This window comes from Bradyrhizobium sp. LA6.8 (genome assembly GCF_040547935.1).
Lineage (GTDB): Bacteria > Pseudomonadota > Alphaproteobacteria > Rhizobiales > Xanthobacteraceae > Bradyrhizobium > Bradyrhizobium barranii.
Genome location: NZ_JBEPQQ010000004.1, coordinates 649,261 through 669,341 on the forward strand (window position 1 = coordinate 649,261; position 20,081 = coordinate 669,341).

Genomic DNA, 20,081 nt, shown 5'->3' on the forward strand with positions numbered 1-20,081 from the left:
CGGATATCCATCCGTGGTGCATGTCCATCATATGCGGCAGCCCCGCCATGAGAAGCCGAAACTAAAAGCAGCTTCTCGATCGCTCCTCATGCGCACCCACCGCCTCAATCGGCGCGATACACCACCGGTGAAGATCACCTTACGCGCGATGCGCGGGGCCCGGACTACCGTGGCTACCAACGTACGGACGAAGGCGCCGTTTCGATGGTTACTTTCGGTCGTCGCGCAATTGCGCGGCCCGGCCATCTTCTTCGAGCTTCCTGCGCAGAACGAGGAGCGCGAAGTGGATGTGCTCCGACATCAAGTTCTCCGCGCGCTGGGCCTCACGCTTAGCGATCGCATCTAGGATCCGATGGTGATCGTCGTGGGAGCGCGCGATGACCTGATAATCTTCCCAAATGAAAACCCGGTCTGACGCCATCGGAACGTTGTGACACTGCCGCACGAAACTGCTGACGAAGGGGTTCTCACAGGTCTGGATGATGGTCTCGTGAAAATCGACGTTCATACGGCGATAGGGGATCAGATCGTGTGGATCTAGAACACCCTTCGAAAGAATACGATCACCTTCGGCAACGCATTCGCGCAGCCGGTCGAGCACCTCCACTGAGGCGCCCTGCCTCGCTACGATGCCACACGCCAGCGCCTCCAGCCGCGCGCGCACCTCGAAAGCCGCGCTGATTTCGGCCGTTGAGAACGCCCTTACCGCGTAACCGCGGTTCGGTTCGTAGATGAGCAGTCCTTCCTTCGCGAGTTGCGCAAGCGCCTCACGCAGCGGCGTGCGTGAGACGCCAAGGGCTTCCGATAGCGGAATCTGCTGCAGCCGCGACCCTGACGGCACATCGCCCGACAGAATGCGCTCACGCAACAATTCAGTGACATCCGATGCGCTGGTCACGGGGCCTCATCCACATGCGAAGGTAAAGATTGGATAAAATATTGCAGCATCCAATGCAATATTGTTGACATTAGCGCGCGACTACCCTTGGATTGTATCCAATCAAGGGACCAAGGAGTGAAACGCGTGAATGGTCAGGAGCGGCGCGCCGCCCTCGTGACGGGGGCGAGCGGCGGGATTGGTGCGGCCATTTGCCGAGCGCTGGCCGAAGACGGCCTGCGGGTGGTGGCTCTCGACCGCAGCCGGGATGCACTTGACGGCCTGCTGCCGCAACTCGCCGGCACCGGCCACATCGCCATTGTCGCCGATGTCTCGAACGAGACGCAGGTCAAGGCGGCGTTCGACCGCGCCCAGCATGCATTGGGCGATATCGCCGTCATGGTGACCGCGGCTGGCGTCCTGATGCTGCGGCCCGACGGCTCGCGCAATCTCGTCGCAGAGACGGACCTTGCCGAATGGCAGACGACGCAGGACGTCAACGCGACCGGGACGTTTCTGTGCTGCCGGGAATTCGCAAACCGCCTGCCCGCCTCCGTCGGCGGCGGACGCATCGTGACACTGTCGTCCGTTGCGGCCCAGCTCGGCGGCTACAGGTCCAGCGCGTCCTATATCGCCAGCAAATCCGCCGTGCTTGGTCTCACCAAGGTCTTGGCGCGCGAGCTTGCGCCGCGGACGGTCACCGTGAACTCGGTGGCGCCGGGACTAATCGACGCGCCGATGCTGCGTCTGTCGCTCGATCCCGCCGACGACGAGAAGGCTTCGGCCCAGATTCCGCTGGGACGGCTCGGCACGCCCGACGATGTCGCGGCAGCCGTGCGCTTCCTGGTCTCGCCGGGCGCGTCCTACATCACCGGCGTCACCATCGACGTCAACGGCGGCTACAGGATGCAATAACGGGTTCAACAAAAAAGGGGAGGAACAAGAATGTTGATCAGAGCACCCGGCCGGCTAGCCGCACTGGCCGCCGCATGTTTTGCCGCCATGAGCCTGCCGGTAGCCAGCTTCGCGCAGGAACCAGGCATCACCGACAAGACCATCAAGATCGGCATGTTCGCACCGCTGTCGGGAGCGAACATGGCCTATGGCTTCGACGTCGCGAACGCGGCGCGGATGTATTACGACAAGATCAACAAGGACGGCGGCATCAACGGCCGCAAGATCGAGGTGGTCCTCGAAGATGACCGCTGCAATGCCAACGATCTGGTCGCCGCGGTGAAGAAGCTCGTCGAGCAGGACCAGGTGTTCTTGCTCAATGGCGGATCGTGCTCGGCCGCGGTCGTCGCCGCAAAGGACTATGTCGTCCGCTCCAAGATTCCGCTGATCATGCTGAACGCCTCGGGTGACGGGGCGCTCTATCCGCCGACCGACTACATCTTCGGCGCCTTCTCGATCTCGCAGTACGCGGTCGGAGGAGCGATCATCGATTTCGCGGCAAAAACCCTTGGCGCCAAGAAGATCGCCTACATCAACCACGACGACGCCTATGGCGTATGGAACCTGGAAGGATCGAAGGCCGACGCGGAAGCGCACAAGGTCAATCTGCTGGTCGAATCGATCAGCCCGACCATCACCGATGTCACCGCGCCGTTCTTCAAGCTTCGCGCCGCCAATCCGGACGCGATCGCGATCGTCACCTATGCGCGCCCCGCCGCCCTGCTGATCAAGAAGGCTTACGAGCTCGGCTTCAACAAGCCGATCATCCTGTCCGTCACCGGAACGGCCAACCTGTCGCAGCTCGCGGAGAATGTCGGTAGCAAGGACGCGCTGAATAACTTCTACGTGCAGGACGTCTTGGCCGACCTGCCTGGCGGACCGAAGATCAAATGGGTCTACGACATGTACAAGGCGGCCTACCCCGACCTCGCCGCCAAGCCGGATCACCCGCAGGCCTATATGCCCTACGGCATTCCCTCCGCGATGAGCATCGTCAACGCCCTCAAGGACGCCGGTCCGCAGCCGACGCGCGAAAAGGTGCTCGACGCCTTAAAGAAGCAGAACTTCGACAGCGGCGTGATGGCCGGGCCCGTCGTATTCGGCCCACAGGAGCGCGCTGCGAACAAGTCGACCATCTTCATCAAGTTCGACGGCACGAACCAGGTACTGCAGCCCGGCGTCTATACCAGCCGCTGGCAATTCAAGGGCTGAACCGCTCGAGGCCGCGCTCCATCCGCGCGGCCTCGCATCCTCTTCCCCAACCCGGTTCTCGAACGGCGCATTCATGGATTTGCAACTCGCCCTCCTTTTCCTGCAACAGGGCGTCGCCTCCGGCCTCGTCGTCGGCAGCGTCTACGCGCTGCTGGCGCTCGCGATCGTCATCATCTTCAGGACGTCCGAGGTGCCGAACTTCGCGCAAGGCGAGATGCTGATGGCGGCAGGCTATGTCGCGCTCTATTTGCTCGTGTTTCGCGCGGTGCCGGCCTGGGCGGCGATCCCGATGACCATCGTCGTCGCGTTCGCCGGAGCGGCGTTGTTCCGCCGCGTCGTCCTCGCCCAGGTCGCCCATGCGAGCGGTAGCCCAGTCAACCTCGTGATTGCGACGCTCGGTCTCTCCTATGTGCTGAAGGGCCTCGTGCGCCAGACCGGCTTTGGCGACACGCCGCGCTCGTTTCCCGCACTGGTCTCGACCGATTCACTGATGATCGGACAGGCGAGCGTGACCCGGCTCGATCTCGTGATTCTGGGCACCGCAATCGCCGTGATGGCGGCCTTCTTCTGGATGTTCGGCTACACCAAGCTCGGCCGCGCCATGCGCTCGGTCGGCATGAATCCCAAAGCGGCTCAGCTCGTCGGGGTCAATCTCAACCGGATCCACACGATCATCTGGGGCCTGTCAGGCGCGATCTCGGCGATCGCGGCGCTGCTGATTTCACCCAAGCTGCTGATGACGGCGGACATGGGCACGGTCGTAACGCTCGGCTTCGCGGCCGCGATCGTCGGCGGTTTCGCCAGCCTGCCCGGCGCCGTGGTCGGCGGCTTCATCATCGGCATCGTCGAGCAGTTGGTCGGGCTGTTCGTATCGTCGCGCGCCATCACGCTCGCTCCGTTCCTTGCCATCATGCTGGTGCTGATCCTGCGGCCTCAAGGCCTTTTCGGCGGCCGCATCGTGATCAAGAAGGTCTGAGCCGCCATGCGCATCATCGGCCTTCTCGCGGCGTTAGCGGGCTTGATCGTGCTGCCGATGGTTTCCAGCGGTTATGTCATCTACCTCGCCAATCTGCTGCTCACCTTCACCGTGCTCTGTCTCGGAATGCACATCGTCATCGGCGAAGCCGGCCAGTTCTCGCTCGCGCAGGCGGCCTTCTACGGTATCGGCATCTACACCAGCGGTCTTGCCAACGCCGCCTTCGGCTGGCCGTTCCCCTTGTCGGTCCTCGCATCGGGTCTCGTCGCCGCGCTGGTGGGGCTGTGTATCGGGACGCTCGCGCTGAGAATGCGCGACATCTACCTGGCGCTCGCCACCTTTGCATTCGGCGAGGCCATGCAATGGGTGTTCCTGAGCTGGACGCCGGTCACTGGCGGGCCGAACGGCCTGCGTATTCCACCGGCCAGCCTGTTTGGTTTCGAGATCATCAGCGACAGACAGGCCTACCCCGTCGTGCTCGCCATCACCTTGCTGATGATCTGGGCGACGGTCGTGATTGCACGATCGCGGCTCGGGCGCGCCTTCCGGGCCGTGCGCGAGTCCGAGGTCGCCGCACTTGCGATGGGCGTGCCGGTCCGGACCACCAAGCTCGCAGCCTTCGCACTCTCAGCCTTCTTCGCGGGCGTGGCCGGCGCCATGTTCGCGATCTATTCGACCTACATCCATCCTGATAGCCTCGGCTTCCAAACCACCATCCTGGTGCTCACCATGGTGGTCGTCGGCGGGCTCGGCTCCTTCTCCGGCGCGATCGGCGGCGCGATCGTCTTCGGCCTGATCTCCGAGCTGCTGCGCCAGGCCCCTTCCTACCAGGAGATCATCTACGGACTGATCCTCATCGTCTTCATGATGTTTGCACCGCGCGGCCTGTTCGCATTCGTCGGCGACAATTTGAAGAGGTTCGCCCGTGCCTGACGCCCTGCTCAGGGTCGAGAATGTCACCGTCCGGTTCGGCGGACTTGTCGCGGTCAGTGATTTCAGCCTCGACGTCGCGCAGGGGACCATCCATGCGCTGATCGGCCCCAACGGCGCCGGAAAGTCGACCACCTTCAACTGCATTTCCCGCTTCTATCAGCCGACCTCCGGCCGGGTCGTGTTCGACGGTACCGACATCACCCGGGCACCAGCCTCCGAGATGGCCGGCCGCGGCATCGCACGCTCGTTTCAGAATCTCGAGCTCTTCAACGAACTGACCGTGCTCGAGAACGTCATGATCGGCGCGCACGTCCATTGTGGCGGTTCGTTGCGGGACTGGCTCCAGGCAAAGCCGCCGGCGGTGATGCGCCACATCGAGAGCGTCATCGAACGCACCGGCCTTGGCCCCTATCGCGAGCACAAGGCCAGGAATCTCGACTTCGGCCATCAGAAACTGCTCGAGCTGGCGCGCGCGCTTGCGATCCGGCCACGTCTCCTGCTGCTCGACGAGCCGGCCGCGGGCCTCCGCAATCGAGAAATCACGTCCCTCGACCGCCTACTCACCGACCTCGTCAGGACGGACGGGCTCACCATTCTGATCGTCGAGCACGTCATGCAGCTCGTGATGTCGATCTCGGATCGGGTCACGGTGCTCAACTTCGGCACCAAGATCGCCGAGGGGACACCGCAGGAGGTGCGCAACGATCCGGCGGTGATCGAAGCCTATCTCGGCAAGGAGGCTGCCCATGGCTGACCTGCTCGAAGTCAAAGGCGTTTCGGCCGCCTACGGGCGCATCCAGGCCCTGAGCAATGTCAACCTCAAAATGAGCGTCGGTTCGATCGTGGCCCTGCTCGGTGGCAACGGGGCCGGTAAGACCACGACGCTCAATACTATTTCGCGGCTGGTGCCGCTGACGAGCGGCTCCATCCGCTTTGAAGGCCAGCCGCTCAACCGGCTGCAATCCCATCACGTGGTCAAGGCCGGGATCTCCCAGGTGCCGGAAGGCCGCGAGGTTTTCCGCGACATGAGCGTGCGCGAGAACCTCGACATGGGCGCCTATGGCCGCAGCGATCCCGCGGGCGTCCGCAGCGATCTCGATCGCGTCTTCGCCTACTTCCCGGTGCTTCGCGAACGGCTGAAGCAGAAGGCGGGCACGCTGTCCGGAGGCGAGCAGCAAATGCTGCTGATCGCCCGCGCGTTGATGGCACGGCCGCGGCTGCTCCTGCTCGATGAGCCCTCACTCGGCCTGTCGCCCGTGCTGGTGCAGAAAATCTTCGACATCATCGCCAGGTTGCACGCCGACGGCCTCAGCATCCTCCTGGTCGAACAGAACGCGGCGGTCGCGCTGGCCGCTTCGCAATATGCCTACGTCCTCGAAAACGGCGAGATCGTGCTCGAAGGCGCATCCGATGCGTTGCGCCAGAACGAAGCGATCAAGCGCACTTATCTCGGGAGCTGATCATGGCCTCTCAACCCGGACGCCTCGTCGGCAAGGCTTATCTCATAACCGGAGCCGCACGCGGGATCGGTGAGGCCGTCGCTCATCAGCTCGCCGGCGAGGGTGCGGACATCGCGGCAGCTGATCTCGACCCGGCAGGCCTGTCGGCGTTGCAGGCTTCACTGCAGTCCGCAGGCGCCCGGGTGGTCGTTCAGGCCTTCGACACGCGTGACGCAGGCGCGACCAGCGCTTTCGTCGCGGATGCCGTACGACAACTCGGCCGGCTAGACGGCGCGATCCCTTGCGCAGGTATCGCCCGTGCCGCAGCCGCGGAAACGATGGACGACAAGACGTTCTCTGACGTGCTCGATATCAATTTGAAGGGCGTCTTCTACACCTGCCGCGCCGTCGGCGAGGTGCTGCTCGCGCAAGGTCACGGCGCGATCGTTACCATCGCCTCCATCACCGCCAAGGGCGGTCAGCCGGGCCGGGCCAACTACGCGGCGTCGAAATGGGGACTGGTCGGCCTCACCAAAACGCTGGCGGTGGAATGGGGCCATCGCGGCGTGCGCGTGAATGCGGTGGCGCCAAACGGCGTCGACACGCCGATGATCCGCGACGGCATTCCCGCCGCCTTTCTCAACGACGTCATGCTGGATCGCACGCCGCTCGGCCGGCTGGCGCAACCAGCCGAGATCGCGTCGGCCATCGCGTTCCTGCTCAGCGACGAAGCTTCCTACGTCAATGGCGCCGTGCTCGAAGTCGACGGCGGACTCACCGCCGGCTTCCTGACCCACCGCCACGGGGCCGATTTCGCGCGTGCCGACGCCAATTCAAGAAACATGGAGAAGAAACCATGACAGATCCTTCAACCCAGCCACCACTTGCACTCGTGACCGGCGGCGGGCGCGGCATCGGCAAGGCGATCGCAGCCCGACTGGCCCGGGACGGATTCGAGGTCCTCGTTGTCGACCTCGATCGCGCGGCGGCCGAAGCCTGCGCCGCCGAAATATCCACGGCCAATGTGACGTCACGCGCAGCCGCCGTCGATCTGCGTCAGCACGATGCGGTCACATCGCTGATTGCAGGGGAACGTCCACTGTCAGCCCTCGTCAACAATGCCGGCATCTTCGACGAGCGCCCGTTCTTCGATCTCACGGCGGAGGACTTCCGTCGCATGTACGAGATCAACCTCATCGCTCTCTTCAGCCTATCCCAGGCGGCCGCCGCGCGCATGCAGTCCGGCGCCAAGATCGTCAACATCGCCTCCCGCGCCTTTCTCGGCGCACGCAACCATGCCCACTACGTGGCCTCGAAGGCCGCCGTCGTCGGCTTGACCCGCGCAACCGCGATGGAACTGGCGCCGCGCGGCATCCTGGTCAACGCCATAGCGCCCGGACTGATCGACACGCCGCTTCTGGCGGCGCTCACACCCGAACGCCTGGCGGCGCAGCTCGCCCTTCAGCCGACCGGAAAGGCTGGACGGCCGCAGGATATCGCCAACGCCGTCTCCTTCCTTGCCTCGCCGCGCATGGATTTCATCACCGGTCAGGTCCTGCTGGTCGACGGCGGCAAATCGCTTGGCGGTGGCCTTGGAATCTAGACATGTCAGCAGCTCAGTTTTCGCCTGGTTTCGATGAAGAGCACGACGTCGTGGTCGTCGGCTCCGGCGCCGGCGGAATGGCCGCGGCCCTCACCGCGGCGCATCACGGCCTCGACGTTCTCGTCGTTGAGAAGACCGACAGCATCGGCGGCAGCACGGCGGTGTCCGGCGGAGCGGTCTGGATTCCCATGAATCCGCACAGTCGCGAGGTCGGGGTCGACGACAGCCGGGAGGCGGTGCTCAACTATCTCCAGGCCATCCTTGGCAATCGCATGCGTCGCGACATGATCGACGCCTTTCTCGACGCCGGCCCGCGCATGGTCAGCTTCATGGAGAGCAACACCGCCCTGCGCTTCATCCCACGCGCCCTGTCACCCGACTACCAGTCGAACCTGGAGGGAGCATCGAGCGGCGGCCGCACCATCGACCCAGCTCCGTTCGATGGCCGCGAGCTCGGCGAGCATTTCAATATGCTGCGGAATCCGATCGCCGAATTCCTGGTGTTCGGCGGCATGATGGTCGGGCGGAAGGACATCGACAGCCTGCTCGGCATCCGATCCTCCTGGGCCAATTTTCGCGACTCCACAAAGCTGCTGCTGCGCTACGGCCTCGACCGCCTGCGCTACCCGCGCGGCACAAGACTGCTCATGGGCAACGCGCTCGCGGCGCGGCTGCTGAAATCCGCACTCGATCGAAAGATCCCACTGCGGACGGGAACGGCCGCAACCCGGCTGTTGCTGGACGGGCCGCGTGTCATTGGGCTCGAAGTCGAGCGCGATGGACACGTCTTGCGCATCGGAGCGCGACGGGGCGTGGTGCTCGCGACCGGCGGCTTTCCCGCGAACGCCGCGATGCGGGCCGGCATGCTGCCACATGCCGATCAGCATTATTCGATGGCCCCGATCGGCAACAGCGGCGACGGCCTCAAACTCGGACGCGAGGCCGGCGCATCGATCGAGACGGACAATGTCGGCAACGCGTTCTGGACGCCGGTCTCGGTCATGCGCGACCGTGACGGCCGCGAGATCCGCTTCCCCCATCTCATCCTCGACCGCCAGAAGCCGGGTGTGATCGCCGTCAACCAGGCCGGCCGGCGCTTCGTCAACGAAGCAACCTCGTATCACGAGTTCGTCGAGGCCATGCATCGCGCTCACGAGAGCGAGCCGACGATCCCGGCCTATCTCGTCTGCGACGCCAGCTTCCTGCGCACTTACGGTCTCGGCCTGGTGCGGCCGGCCGCACGTTCGCTTTCGCGCTTCCTCGACAGCGGCTATCTCGTTGCCGCCAACACGGTGGACGAGCTGGCACGCAAGCTCGGCCTCGATGCAGCCAATCTTGCCGGGAGTATCGCCCAGATGAACAATGCCGCTGCCAGCGGCAACGATCCCGCATTCGGCAAAGGCAGCACCGCCTATAACCGCTATCTCGGCGATCCCGCGCACAAGCCAAACCCGTGCCTTGGGCCGATCGAGACACCGCCGTTCTACGCGGTGCGCGTGTTCCCCGGCGACATCGGGACGGCCGCCGGTCTGAAGACAGATGCAAAGGCCCGTGTGCTGGACAACGATCGCCGTCCCATTCCGGGGCTGTTCGCATCCGGCAACGACATGAACTCGATCATGGCCGGCGCCTATCCGGGTGCCGGGATCACACTCGGCCCAGCTTTGACCTTCGGTTACATCGCCGGGCTTGAACTCGCCAACGCAAAACAAGATGAGGCGTAGCCATGAAGATTTTTTATTCGCCCTTTTCGCCGTACGTCCGCAAGGTGCTAGTCACAGCGCACGAGATTGGCCTTGCCGACCGCATCGAGCAGCTTCCCAGCGCAGCGCATCCGATCAACCGCGATCAGACCATCATCGCGCATAACCCGCTAGGCCAAGTGCCGACCATGCTGCTGGATGACGGGACCGCCCTCGCTGACAGCCGCGTTATCTGCGAATATCTCAATGACCTCGCCGGCGGAAAGCTGTTTCCGAAGTCGCAAGCGCAACGTTGGCGAGCGCTGGGCGATCAGAGCACTGCCGACGGCATTCTGGCCGCCGCGCTGCTCTCGCGCTACGAGCTTGCGGTCCGTCCTCCCGAGAAGCTCTGGCAGCCCTGGCTCGATGGCCAGTTGGACAAGGTCGAAACCTCGATTTCCGCGATTGAGAAGGCTGCCCCCACGTTCGGCGAGCGCGTCGACATCGGCACAATCAGCTTCGCCTGCGCCTTCGGCTATCTTGATCTGCGCTTCCCCGACTTCGGCTGGCGCTCGCGCCATCCGAAATGCGCCGCATGGTTCGCCAGCTTCGAGGTGCGGCCGTCGATGCAGGCGACGCGGCACCCGGTTGCTTGAGCTTGCGGCTAGTCTCACTCGGAGCCTAAACCGACAGAGAATCCGCTCTAGCAACCTAATTGCATCGAGGGATTGTGGTGCGCTCGGAGGGCGTTCGCACTTTGCGCGATTTCAATGGGTTAGAGAAGCGAGAAACGAACTGAGGTGCATTCCGCGCAGAAAAGTGCCTTTTGGCCGAACAGCTGAAGAAGAGCCCTGCCCTATGCGAGGTCAGGTCAGACCCACCGCCCATAACGGTCTGGTTGCAGGTTCGAGTCCTGCCGGACCCACCAAGATTATCAGTGACTTACTTCGTCTTCGTTGCTCGCATCGCCACGACCGCACGGCTGATCGTTGCACGGTGATGCCTATGCCCGAGTTGAAGAACTCATGTCAGGTGCAACACGGCTGCAAATCTCACGAGCTCGAGCTCGTCAAATATCATTGACACGCGAAAGCGGCACGTCGCGCGATCACGGCACATCTAGATTTTAGTGCTCCGTCGCGGACTACGGGCTTGGTCATATACCGGGCGAATGGTCGTTTCCTCCCGCACTTAGCCGAGACCTCCTAGAGGTCTCGGCCTTTTTCGGTCACGATCGCCGCTCTGCTCGATTGCAGGCCTAAGCTCTTCTGGCTCCGCAGCCTTGGCAAGACGTTGATCGTGGCGCTCTCGCTGCTCGCGTATCGTCGAATAGCCGCCGCCCATGCTGATGCCCGAAAGGGTACGCTCCGCTTCTGCATTGTCCGATCCGAACGCGCGCGTCTGCAACTTCGACAACCGGCCGCGCGGGCTGTCTCCGGCCGTTGCGGAGATCAAAGCTCGCAGTTCGGTTGCAGATTGAGCTTTCGAAGCAGCGGACTGAGCCCGTCCTGGCTGCAGCTCTGTTTTGGTCTCTCGATCGCTTTGGATTGAGCGTCTTTTGACTCGGCAGCACTGCGCTTGCGGATTTGGTAGCCGGAAGCGGCGTTATCGTGCCAATGACGCGGAATGAAGGCTGGCTCTTTCGGCTTGGCCTTCGCTTGAGGAGCAGGCGTCGCTACGACGACCTCGGGTGTCGGTTTCGGATCTATCGTTGCCGCGGCGGAAACGGCAAGCGCCACATCTTCCTTTTGGGCCGCGAGCAGTCGGTCACCCTTGGTACCGGATACAACCGGGTAGCTCACAATCTCGGGCGCGACTGTAGCGGAGGCGACCGGAGCAGCGCTTCGACCAAGCGCCGCAACAGCACCCAGCGCCACCAGGCCAGCCACTCCCAAGGCAAAAAATCTGATCACTTTCGACGGGTCCCCACCCTTCAGCCCTGGCAGGGTCGGGCCGGAATCAGCCGAGATTATGGCTCAGGGGCTGGCGCGGTTAACAGAAAGAGACTTGGCCCCGATTTCGTTCCGCGATGACTGCCCGGCGCAGCTAGACAGTTGCCCGGGGGCTCGCATCGCGGAAAGATCCACATGCCTCCCGCCAGCGCCGAGGTGGTTGATCAGCTGGGCAGCCCCAACGCAGGGATGGCCGAGCCAGAGCCTAGAACAGTACAGGGGCCTTCGTAAGCACTGCCGTTGCGACTGAGACATATCCGAGCCGGTGAAGAAGTCAAATTGCCGCCGTCGTCGCCGACTGATTTTCGTCGGAGCAGTTGCGCGTGTGCGGATCAGCTAGGATGCTACCGCTCTCACGCGCACGTAGGAGCCAGGAGCGTCCTCGATGACCGGCAAATTGCCGCCGCCCGGTTCGCGCGCGGGAACGCGCTGATGATCCAGGCGGCTCACCCACTCGTCCCAAACGGGCCACCAGGAGTCCCGATGACTGGTTGCATCTGCGAACCACTGGTCGGGGGTAGGCGGCAAGTTATCGTTCGTCCAATGGCCATACTTGCTGCCCGGTGCGCTGATGACTCCCGCCATGTGTCCGGAGGCGGACAGAACGAATTTGACGGGACCGGAATACAGACGCGTCGCCGCATAGGTCGACGTCCATGGGGCGATATGGTCCTCGCGCGTGGACAGGATGAACGACGGGATCTTGATCCGCGACAGGTCGATCGGGGTACCAGCGAGCGTGATGCCGCCGGGCTTGGAAAGACGATTTTCCAGATACATTGCCCGGAGGTAGAATGAATGCATGGCAGCGGGCATCCGTGTGGAGTCCGAGTTCCAAAACAGTAGGTCGAACGGGAGCTGCTCCTTGCCGAGCAAGTAGTTGTTCACGACGAAGGACCAGATCAGGTCGTTGGCCCGCAACATATTGAATGATGTCGCCATATCCTGAGCGTCGAGATATCCGCGCTCGCGCATGCGCCTTTCGAGCGTTGCGAGCTGCTCCTGATCTATGAAGACGGCCATATCACCGACTTCCGCGAAATCCACCAGCGTCACGAAGTAGGTTGCGCTTGCGATCCTGTCGTCTTCGTTCGCGGCCAGGTAGGCGGCCGTTGAGGCGAGCAGAGTGCCCCCAAGACAGTATCCGATGGCATTGACCTGCTCTTCGCCGGTCGCCCTTTTTATTGCATCCAGGGCTGCGACTGGACCCTCGCGCATGTAGTCTTCGAAGCCCTTCTCAGCGAGCTTCTCGTCCGGATTGACCCAGGAGATGACGAAGACAGTATGGCCTTGGTCGACCGCCCACTTGATAAGCGAATTCTTCGGCTGAAGATCGAGGACGTAGAACTTGTTGATCCACGGCGGAATAATGAGGAGAGGCCGCTTGCGTACGTCGCTTGTCGAAGGAGCGTACTGGATAAGCTGCATCAGGTTGTTCTGGAAAACGATCTTCCCGGGAGTCGTTGCGATATTCTCGCCGAGCCGGAAAGCCTTCATGTCGGTCATCGTGATCGAGAGGCGACCCTCGCCACGACCGAGATCGGAAAGCAGGTTGTCCAGCCCGCGGAGCAGGTTTTGTCCTCCGGTCTCCAGCGTGGCTTTGAGCACCTCCGGATTGGTGGCGACGAAGTTCGAAGGAGAAATGGCGTCGACGAACTGACGCGTGTAGAAGTCGACCTTTCGAGCAGTGGCGTCGTCCATGCCCTTGACGTCTCGGACGGTCGAAAGGATTGCCTTGGCGGCGACCAGATAGCTTTCCTTCACGTAGTTAAAGACTGCGTTCTCGGTCCAGTCGGGATGCTTGAAACGTTTGTCCTTGGGTTTGTCGGACTCGCAAGGCCGCGTCAGCCACATGCTTTCTGCCGCCGATTTCCAAACCGCCATGCTTTCGTTGAAGAGGTTGATCTGGGCCTTCGCCACCGGCGTCGGGTCCGACATCATTCTTGTCATGAGATCGACGAAATCAAACCCGAGCGTCGAGGTGTCTCCCATGCCGACCTTCGTGGCGTCGGCTTGGGATGTGGCGAACCGCTGCATCAACAACTGGCTCTGCTTCGCGACCGAGTGCAGTTGGCCGGCGAGAACAAAAGGATCCCACGTAGGTTGCGTCGGTCGATCTCCCATGTCTTCCTCCCTCCGTTTTTCGAAAGAGTAGCACCGCTGGGATCGAAGGCCAGCGAAGAGGCGGTCGATCCCGCGGATGGCTGGATTAACGTGAGGTCGTAAGCCAAGTTTCCTTGTGCTGCGATCAACGTTGAGCATCACATGTAGATGCCTGGATTCGTCCGGCGATCCGCACAAATTCGAGTACATTGTGCTCTGCAAAAAGTCACCCGGGCGTCTAGGCGCGAGGGCCGCCAAAATATCCGATCGCCGCTGGGGCGGTTGTGATTGCGGCTCCAATGTAAGAGGTTGTCCAACGTCTATGAGGCGCCTTTGCCTCGTCAGCACTGATGCCGCCCCAAATGGAACGTGCCGATAATTGGTCTCGATCGCACCTGGCCCATGCGAAGGCGTATGGCGATCGGAGGGATACGCTGCCGCTTCGCCGACACCGGAGAGGATCGGTTGAGCAGATCGCCGAACGCTGGGTCGCCAGGGTGACACACAGCGGAGTCCAGGGAACAACTAAAGCGATGATGCTTGCGTGTGGAATAGGTTACCAATAACGGACATCGTCTACGAAGCCCCAAACAACAGCGGTGCAACCAGAGCAGCATATTGGTCCAACCATGGGTTGGTGTTTAGACCGATCTTCATCAGCTATCTGATCCCCGCTGCAATGACTTACCACCCTCCGGATCCTGCATTGCGGTGATGACAGAACAGCTAAATCCCGAAGATTGGGTCTGGCAAATTTCGGCTGAAGTCTACCGTCTCAATTTGTATAGCCGCCTGACGGGAAAAGCAGATCAAAATCGATCATCGGTCACCGATGAAGAGTTGGCTGAAGCGATCCGGGACAGTTTCACTCAAATGAACGAAATCGCCTATCGCGAAATGGTCAAGTTGGCGACCGAGGCAGCACTAGAAACCTACGATCGGGTCGTATCGTCCATCGTCAAGCGGTCGCGCGTTCGGCTGCGCAACTGAAGTCGCTTTGCGCACTCGGAAGGTCGCTCTCTTGGCTTGGCGCACATACCGTTGCGCCGCTTGCGGCCGGTGTCACAGCTCGGATGAGCGTGGACTCTCACTAGGGAAGCGACCCCGGCAGGGGCTGGCAAGCGCCGGGGCCGCTCCATCCCTCGTGAAGCACGCCCCGCCGAGCGCAAGCCAAGCATACTGGAGAAATCGATAAGGGAGGACTTTGTCGGCGCGGCAGCCTGTCGCACCAGATAGTTGACCTAAATTAACCCGCAAGCCTCGACCGACCTCTAGGTCAAGGTTCCTGAGGTTTTAGTTGTCCAGCGGTAACAGCTAATCTCGTTCGGTAAGCGACGCACCGATTCTATTTGCGGCGCAAAAACCTCGGGCGTAGCTTTGTCGACGCCGGGGCTGGACCATATTTCACGTATTTTTTTGACCCGGCGGGGCCGCAGCGTCGCAAGCCGCTGCGGCCTTTTGCTGACGGGCTGCAACGGGCGAGCACCGTTCGAGTTGCAAGACGATGGTTCCGCTATGGCCTTGGTCGGCTGCGCGAGACCCATCCGGCTCCTTATCCCAATCGTTCTGCTCGCTCGATCAGTCGGCGCCGTTGCGATATGTTGGCACTTCAATCCAGAGCCCGTCGATCTGGGCGCGGTCTTCGCCGCGCTTCCGCGCGGCATCGAAGCCCTCGACAATTGCAGACGCACGCGCCAGCTCGTCCGCGCTTGGAGTAAAGACCGCGTTCAGCGCAACCGCGTGCGCGGGACGCACTAGGGATTTGCTGCGGTAGCCGAGACGACGTGAGAACGCAGCCTCGCGGACCGCACCTTCAACGTCGCTGAACGTATAAGGGGCATCGATCGGTTCAATGCCGGCCGCGCGAGCTTCCAGGATGAACCGCCGGCGTGCGTAGTCCAGTTCGACCGCGTCAATGCCTCGTTCGGCGCACAGATCATTGGAGAGGTCTTCCGCTCCTAGCAAGGCGCACCGGATTCGGGGGCTGCTCGCGGCGATCGAACACACCTCGACCACGCCGCGGGCCGTTTCGCAGACCGGCAGGATATCGGTGCTGTTCGTTGCTATTTTAAGCTCTCGTTCCCAATGGGTGATCGCCGCATCCAGGGCATGCATCTGCGCCGCCCTGTCGCTGAACGGCATTCCCGGCGCCCTGATCCACGGTCGTTTCGACATCAGCGGACCATTGTCCACGGCCTGGCAACTGCACAAGCGATGGACGACCACTAGGCTGCATATTCTTGACGACGCCGGTCACGGCGGTGGCAATGAGTTCATGCCTTCGATCTGACAAATATTCACGAACCTGACCTAGTGCGAGAAGCGTCGCGCACCTCCGTCAACGTGGATTACCTGGCCCGTGATGTAACGGGCAAGTGGCGAAGCAAGAAAGGCGACAAGCACTGCGAGATCTTCCGGCTCGCCGATATAGCCAGCAGGACAATTCTCCGCGACCCATTTGCGCTGAGATTCCTCGGTCGGCAATAATTTCTGATCGATCTGCTCGGAGTGTAGCCGGCCGGGCGGGATCGAATTGACCGTGATCCCATCCTTGCCGACAACACGGGAAAGCGACTTTGCCCAGATATGGGTGGCTCCATTGGGCGGAATGCCACCATTCAACGCCAACGGCTCATCGCCTCCGGTCAGATTAATGATCCGACCGAATTTCTGAGCCTGCATCATGGGCACGAAGGCATGGGCGAGTTCCCGACCGGCATGAAAATTAAGCGCCATAGCCTCATCCCATTGCTGACGCGTGCCTAGGCCGTCGAATGGCCGCGAACCGCCAGCATTGTTGACGAGGATGTCGAGGCGGCCGAAAGCGGCAAGCACCTCATCTCTGATACGCGCGGCTGCGTCGTGCTGTGTGACATCTGCGACGATCATCAACGGCCGCTCGCGTCCAGAAGCCGCAATCTCGTCCGCCACATTTCTTAGGCGGTCTTCTCGCCGGGCCACGATTGCGAGACGACATCCCTCTTCAGCGAGCATCTGCGCGATCGCGCGGCCGAGGCCGACGCTGGCACCGGTGACAAGCGCGACCTTGCCGGCGAGCTTAAGATCCATGGTTTTCCCTTTTTTGCCGTGACTTGATACTCGCAAGCGAGCTCAAAGTCCGAGATAGGCCTTTCTGACCCGATCATCGTTTTGGAGAGCGGCGGCAGGGCCCTCGATCGCGATCCTGGCGTGCTCCAGCACGTAAGCGTACTGCGCCTGCTTGAGGGCCAGGGCGACATTCTGCTCGACGAGTAGAATGCCGATGCCTTGTGCCACAATCTGGCCGATGACGGCCATAACCTGCTTGACCACAATGGGAGCCAGGCCGAGCGAGGGCTCGTCGAGCAGCAGGTAGCGAGGCCTCGACATCAGGCCGCGCGCGATTGCGCACATCTGCTGCTCACCGCCAGACAGCGACCCAGCCTGCTGGCCAAGCCGCTCCTTTAACCGGGGAAAAATGGAAAGGACCCGGTCAAGCGCGTCCTTCTCGTGTCCCCTCGCCCGCGGTGCGTAGCTTCCGAGTTCAAGATTCTCGCGCACGCTCATGAAGGCGAAGAGTTGGCGACCCTGCGGAACATGCGCGATGCCCGCCTCGACGCGCTCATGGGCCGGCATACGCGTAATATCGATGCCTTCGAGCCGGACCGTACCGCTGGAGACATTCGCTTGCAGGCCGGAGATCGCGTTCAGCGTGGTGGTCTTCCCCGCACCATTGGCGCCGAGCAATGCAGCAACGCTGTTGGTTGATACCGAACATGTGACGCCGCGTAATACGGTAACGTCGCCATAGCCGGCACTGAGATCGGTTACATCGAGCGCCATCAGTCGTCGCTTCCGAGATAAGCTGCCACTACAGCGGGGTCTCGCACCACTACCTCCGGCTTGCCCTCGGCGATTTTGCGCCCGTAGTCGAGCACTACGACCTTGTCGGCGAGCGACATCACGGCATGCAGATTGTGCTCGATCATGATGACGGCGAGGCCGTCCTGATGCGCGAAGCTGCGGATCAAATGAACGCTCTCGTTGATTTCCGAAGCATTGAGCCCGGCGAGTATCTCATCAAGCAGTAACATCCTTGGTTCGATCGAGAGAGCGCGCGCGAGTTCTAGCCGCTTGCGGGACTCCAAGGTCAGACTGCCCGCCTGCTGGTCGAGCAACGAACGCATGCCGACGCGGCCGATGATCTCCGCGGCCTTTTCGCGTGCCGTCGCCAGCGGATAGTTCAGCAGCGCGCCGACGGTGACATTCTCATGCACCGTCAGGCTGACGAGGGGCTTGACGATCTGGAACGTACGGCCAATGCCCGCGCGAGCGCAGACACTTGCAGAAGCACCGGTAATGTCCTGGCCGGCGAAACTGACGTTGCCGGAATCGGGCCCAAGTTGACCGCTCAGGATATTGAACAGCGATGTCTTGCCAGCGCCATTTGGACCGATGAGCCCAACGATCTCGCGGTCGGTCACATTCAGCGACACCTCGTTCACGGCGACGAGTCCGCCAAAGCGGCGTACAAGCCCGCTCGCGCGCAACAGTTCCTTACCAAGAGATCGGCTGGCCGTGTCCATCATGTGGGGCGCCATGCCTTGAGTGTGCCGACGATACCCCTGGGCGCCAACAGCACAGTCCCGAGAAGCACGGCGCCATAGATCAATAGCCGGGGGCCGCCGCCAAAGAACTGGCTCAACACCCCATCGAGCGGAGTCATCACCAGCGAACCCACGATCGGGCCAAGCGGTGTGCCAAGCCCACCAATGATGCTCAAAAGCGCGATCTGCACTGAAATGTTGATCGAGAACACGCTCGGCGGATCGAGGAACAGGATGTACTGGGCATAGAAGAAGCCGCCGACGGCTGTGAGTGCAGCACTGATCATGGTGACGATTAACTTTACCTTGACCGTCTTGATACCCATGCTGGCCGCCGTTGCCTCGTCGTCGCGAACAGCGATCAGATAGAGGCCGAGCCTGCCGCGATGCATCCAGCGGGTGATCGCGTAGACTGTCATCATCAGCGCGAAGGCCGCGACGAGATAAGCCCACCGCGAGCTGAAGATGAATGTAGAGATACCCGGTTGGAACGGGATCGCGATGCCGCTTGGGCCGCGCGTGAGATCGCTCCAGTTATTGGCGACGATTTCCATCGCGATCGGGAAGACCAGCGTTGCGAGCGAGAAGAATGCTCCCCGCAGCCGAAAGCAAGGCCAGCTGATCGCGACGGCAAGCCCGGTCGTAATAAAGATACCAGCGATCAGGCCTAGCCAGGGCGAAACCCCGTATCTGGTGAAGGCAATCGCAGTGACGTAGGCGCCGATACCGAAAAACGCCGACTGTCCGAGCGACACCAGTCCTCCATAACCCGCCATCAAATTCCAGGCGCCGGACAGGGCCGCCCAGAGACAGGTCATCACGGCGATGTTGAGGTAGTAGTCATTGAAGAACGCGCTCATTTGGTGCCGACCTCTTCCATGCCAGCGCGGCCGAATAGTCCCTGAGGACGGATCAACAGAATCAGGATGAACAGCACAAGCGCCATGACGTCCTTGAGTTCGACCGAGACGTAGAAGCCTGTCAGCGTCTGGGTGACGCCAATGATCAGCCCTCCAACCATGGCGCCGGCGACGCTGCCGAGCCCTCCGAGAACGACTACGACAAAGGCAGTGATGATCAGATCGACCCCTGCGGTTGGAAACGTGTAGAACATCGGCGTCAGGATGCAGCCTGCCACCGCCGCACAGGCAACGCCGGCGCCGAACGCCAGCCGGTTCAGCCGCTGCGTGTTCACCCCCATCAGCGAAGCGGCATACCGGTTTTGCACCATGGCGCGCAGTGCCTTGCCGTCGCGCGACAATTGCAGAAACGCGATCAACGCTCCCGCCATCAAAAACGCGACGATGAAGGCGTAAAGTGAGCTCACGGAGATGGCGACATTCCCGACGATAAGGGATTGCGAGGAATAGGCCGTCTGAACCGAACGGTAGTCAGGGCCCCAGAAGGTAAGGGCAACGTTCTGAAGTACCACCGACAGGCCAAAGGTCGCGAATATTTGCATCGCATGTGGCGCGTGCAGGATCGGCTTGATCACCACGCGTTCGGCAAGCAAGCCAAGCCCGAACAGGACCGGTGTGACGATAAGGATAGATGCATAGGGGTCGATTCCCCACAGCGTGTTGAGCCAGAAGGCGCCGAACATGGCGAGCATGATGAACTCGCCTTGCGCGAAATTGACGATCCGCAAGACACCAAAGATCAATGTCAGGCCGATCGACAGCAATCCGTAGACACCGCCGATGAGCAGGCCCGAGACCAGCAATTGAGGAAGGATGTCCAGCATCTTGTATCCCGGCTATGGAC

General features: G+C 61.8%; 20 protein-coding genes. 11 read left to right on the forward strand and 9 right to left on the reverse strand.

The annotated features are described in order from the left end of the window. Positions 1-208: 208 nt before the first annotated feature. Positions 209-898 (reverse strand): GntR family transcriptional regulator, encoded by a 690-nt coding sequence (locus ABIA90_RS23195; protein ID WP_166101192.1) that lies wholly within the window; start codon positions 896-898, stop codon positions 209-211. Between the two features lie 117 nt (positions 899-1,015). Here ABIA90_RS23195 and ABIA90_RS23200 point away from each other — a divergent pair, with 117 nt between their 5' ends. From ABIA90_RS23200 to ABIA90_RS23245, 10 genes are all read left to right on the forward strand, one after another. Continuing rightward, positions 1,016-1,792 (forward strand): SDR family NAD(P)-dependent oxidoreductase, encoded by a 777-nt coding sequence (locus ABIA90_RS23200; protein ID WP_354119283.1) that lies wholly within the window; start codon positions 1,016-1,018, stop codon positions 1,790-1,792. A 30-nt stretch (positions 1,793-1,822) separates the two neighbouring features. Then, entirely contained in the window at positions 1,823-3,043 is a 1,221-nt protein-coding gene (locus ABIA90_RS23205; RefSeq protein ID WP_354119282.1) for an ABC transporter substrate-binding protein, read from the forward strand. 73 nt (positions 3,044-3,116) lie between these two features. After that, positions 3,117-4,019, forward strand: coding sequence for a branched-chain amino acid ABC transporter permease (locus tag ABIA90_RS23210; protein ID WP_166101202.1), 903 nt, complete (start codon positions 3,117-3,119; stop codon positions 4,017-4,019). Between the two features lie 6 nt (positions 4,020-4,025). Then, positions 4,026-4,952 (forward strand): branched-chain amino acid ABC transporter permease, encoded by a 927-nt coding sequence (locus ABIA90_RS23215; protein ID WP_354119281.1) that lies wholly within the window; start codon positions 4,026-4,028, stop codon positions 4,950-4,952. Further along, positions 4,945-5,706 (forward strand): ABC transporter ATP-binding protein, encoded by a 762-nt coding sequence (locus ABIA90_RS23220; protein WP_354119280.1) that lies wholly within the window; start codon positions 4,945-4,947, stop codon positions 5,704-5,706. The genes ABIA90_RS23215 and ABIA90_RS23220 overlap by 8 nt, the downstream gene beginning before the upstream one ends. Continuing rightward, positions 5,699-6,412, forward strand: a complete 714-nt coding sequence (locus ABIA90_RS23225; RefSeq protein ID WP_354119279.1) for an ABC transporter ATP-binding protein — start codon at positions 5,699-5,701, stop codon at positions 6,410-6,412. Before ABIA90_RS23220 ends, ABIA90_RS23225 begins: the two co-directional genes overlap by 8 nt. Before the next feature lie 2 nt (positions 6,413-6,414). After that, positions 6,415-7,251 (forward strand): SDR family NAD(P)-dependent oxidoreductase, encoded by an 837-nt coding sequence (locus ABIA90_RS23230; protein ID WP_354119278.1) that lies wholly within the window; start codon positions 6,415-6,417, stop codon positions 7,249-7,251. Then, the gene (locus ABIA90_RS23235) at positions 7,248-7,994 is read left to right on the forward strand and encodes an SDR family NAD(P)-dependent oxidoreductase (protein WP_354119277.1); all 747 of its coding nucleotides are present in this window, start codon (positions 7,248-7,250) and stop codon (positions 7,992-7,994) included. Before ABIA90_RS23230 ends, ABIA90_RS23235 begins: the two co-directional genes overlap by 4 nt. A gap of 2 nt (positions 7,995-7,996) precedes the next feature. Continuing rightward, complete coding sequence (locus tag ABIA90_RS23240) at positions 7,997-9,718, forward strand: FAD-dependent oxidoreductase (protein ID WP_354119276.1); 1,722 nt, start codon at positions 7,997-7,999, stop codon at positions 9,716-9,718. 2 nt (positions 9,719-9,720) lie between these two features. After that, entirely contained in the window at positions 9,721-10,332 is a 612-nt protein-coding gene (locus tag ABIA90_RS23245) for a glutathione S-transferase (protein WP_354119275.1), read from the forward strand. Between the two features lie 795 nt (positions 10,333-11,127). Here the strand turns inward: ABIA90_RS23245 and ABIA90_RS23250 are convergent. Together ABIA90_RS23250 and ABIA90_RS23255 are read right to left on the reverse strand one after the other, a co-directional pair. Continuing rightward, positions 11,128-11,589 carry a hypothetical protein gene (locus tag ABIA90_RS23250; RefSeq protein ID WP_354119274.1) on the reverse strand — a complete coding sequence of 154 codons (462 nt, stop codon included), beginning with the start codon at positions 11,587-11,589 and terminating at the stop codon, positions 11,128-11,130. A 375-nt stretch (positions 11,590-11,964) separates the two neighbouring features. Next, positions 11,965-13,752 carry a PHA/PHB synthase family protein gene (locus ABIA90_RS23255; RefSeq protein ID WP_354119273.1) on the reverse strand — a complete coding sequence of 596 codons (1,788 nt, stop codon included), beginning with the start codon at positions 13,750-13,752 and terminating at the stop codon, positions 11,965-11,967. 693 nt (positions 13,753-14,445) lie between these two features. Between ABIA90_RS23255 and ABIA90_RS23260 the strand changes: the two genes are divergently transcribed. After that, positions 14,446-14,721 (forward strand): hypothetical protein, encoded by a 276-nt coding sequence (locus ABIA90_RS23260; protein WP_207794595.1) that lies wholly within the window; start codon positions 14,446-14,448, stop codon positions 14,719-14,721. A 588-nt stretch (positions 14,722-15,309) separates the two neighbouring features. On the opposite strand, the gene ABIA90_RS23265 is transcribed toward ABIA90_RS23260, so the two are convergent. From ABIA90_RS23265 to ABIA90_RS23290, 6 genes are all read right to left on the reverse strand, one after another. Further along, positions 15,310-15,873 carry an HpcH/HpaI aldolase/citrate lyase family protein gene (locus ABIA90_RS23265; RefSeq protein WP_166344246.1) on the reverse strand — a complete coding sequence of 188 codons (564 nt, stop codon included), beginning with the start codon at positions 15,871-15,873 and terminating at the stop codon, positions 15,310-15,312. Between the two features lie 168 nt (positions 15,874-16,041). Next, positions 16,042-16,800, reverse strand: coding sequence for an SDR family NAD(P)-dependent oxidoreductase (locus ABIA90_RS23270; protein WP_071909857.1), 759 nt, complete (start codon positions 16,798-16,800; stop codon positions 16,042-16,044). Between the two features lie 42 nt (positions 16,801-16,842). Further along, positions 16,843-17,553 (reverse strand): ABC transporter ATP-binding protein, encoded by a 711-nt coding sequence (locus tag ABIA90_RS23275; protein ID WP_085400557.1) that lies wholly within the window; start codon positions 17,551-17,553, stop codon positions 16,843-16,845. After that, a complete protein-coding gene (locus ABIA90_RS23280) occupies positions 17,553-18,299 on the reverse strand; it encodes an ABC transporter ATP-binding protein (RefSeq protein ID WP_354119272.1) in 747 nt (248 codons plus the stop codon). Before ABIA90_RS23280 ends, ABIA90_RS23275 begins: the two co-directional genes overlap by 1 nt. Further along, a complete protein-coding gene (locus ABIA90_RS23285) occupies positions 18,296-19,177 on the reverse strand; it encodes a branched-chain amino acid ABC transporter permease (RefSeq protein ID WP_071909854.1) in 882 nt (293 codons plus the stop codon). The genes ABIA90_RS23280 and ABIA90_RS23285 overlap by 4 nt, the downstream gene beginning before the upstream one ends. Further along, positions 19,174-20,061 carry a branched-chain amino acid ABC transporter permease gene (locus ABIA90_RS23290; protein ID WP_354119271.1) on the reverse strand — a complete coding sequence of 296 codons (888 nt, stop codon included), beginning with the start codon at positions 20,059-20,061 and terminating at the stop codon, positions 19,174-19,176. Before ABIA90_RS23290 ends, ABIA90_RS23285 begins: the two co-directional genes overlap by 4 nt. Positions 20,062-20,081: the final 20 nt, after the last annotated feature.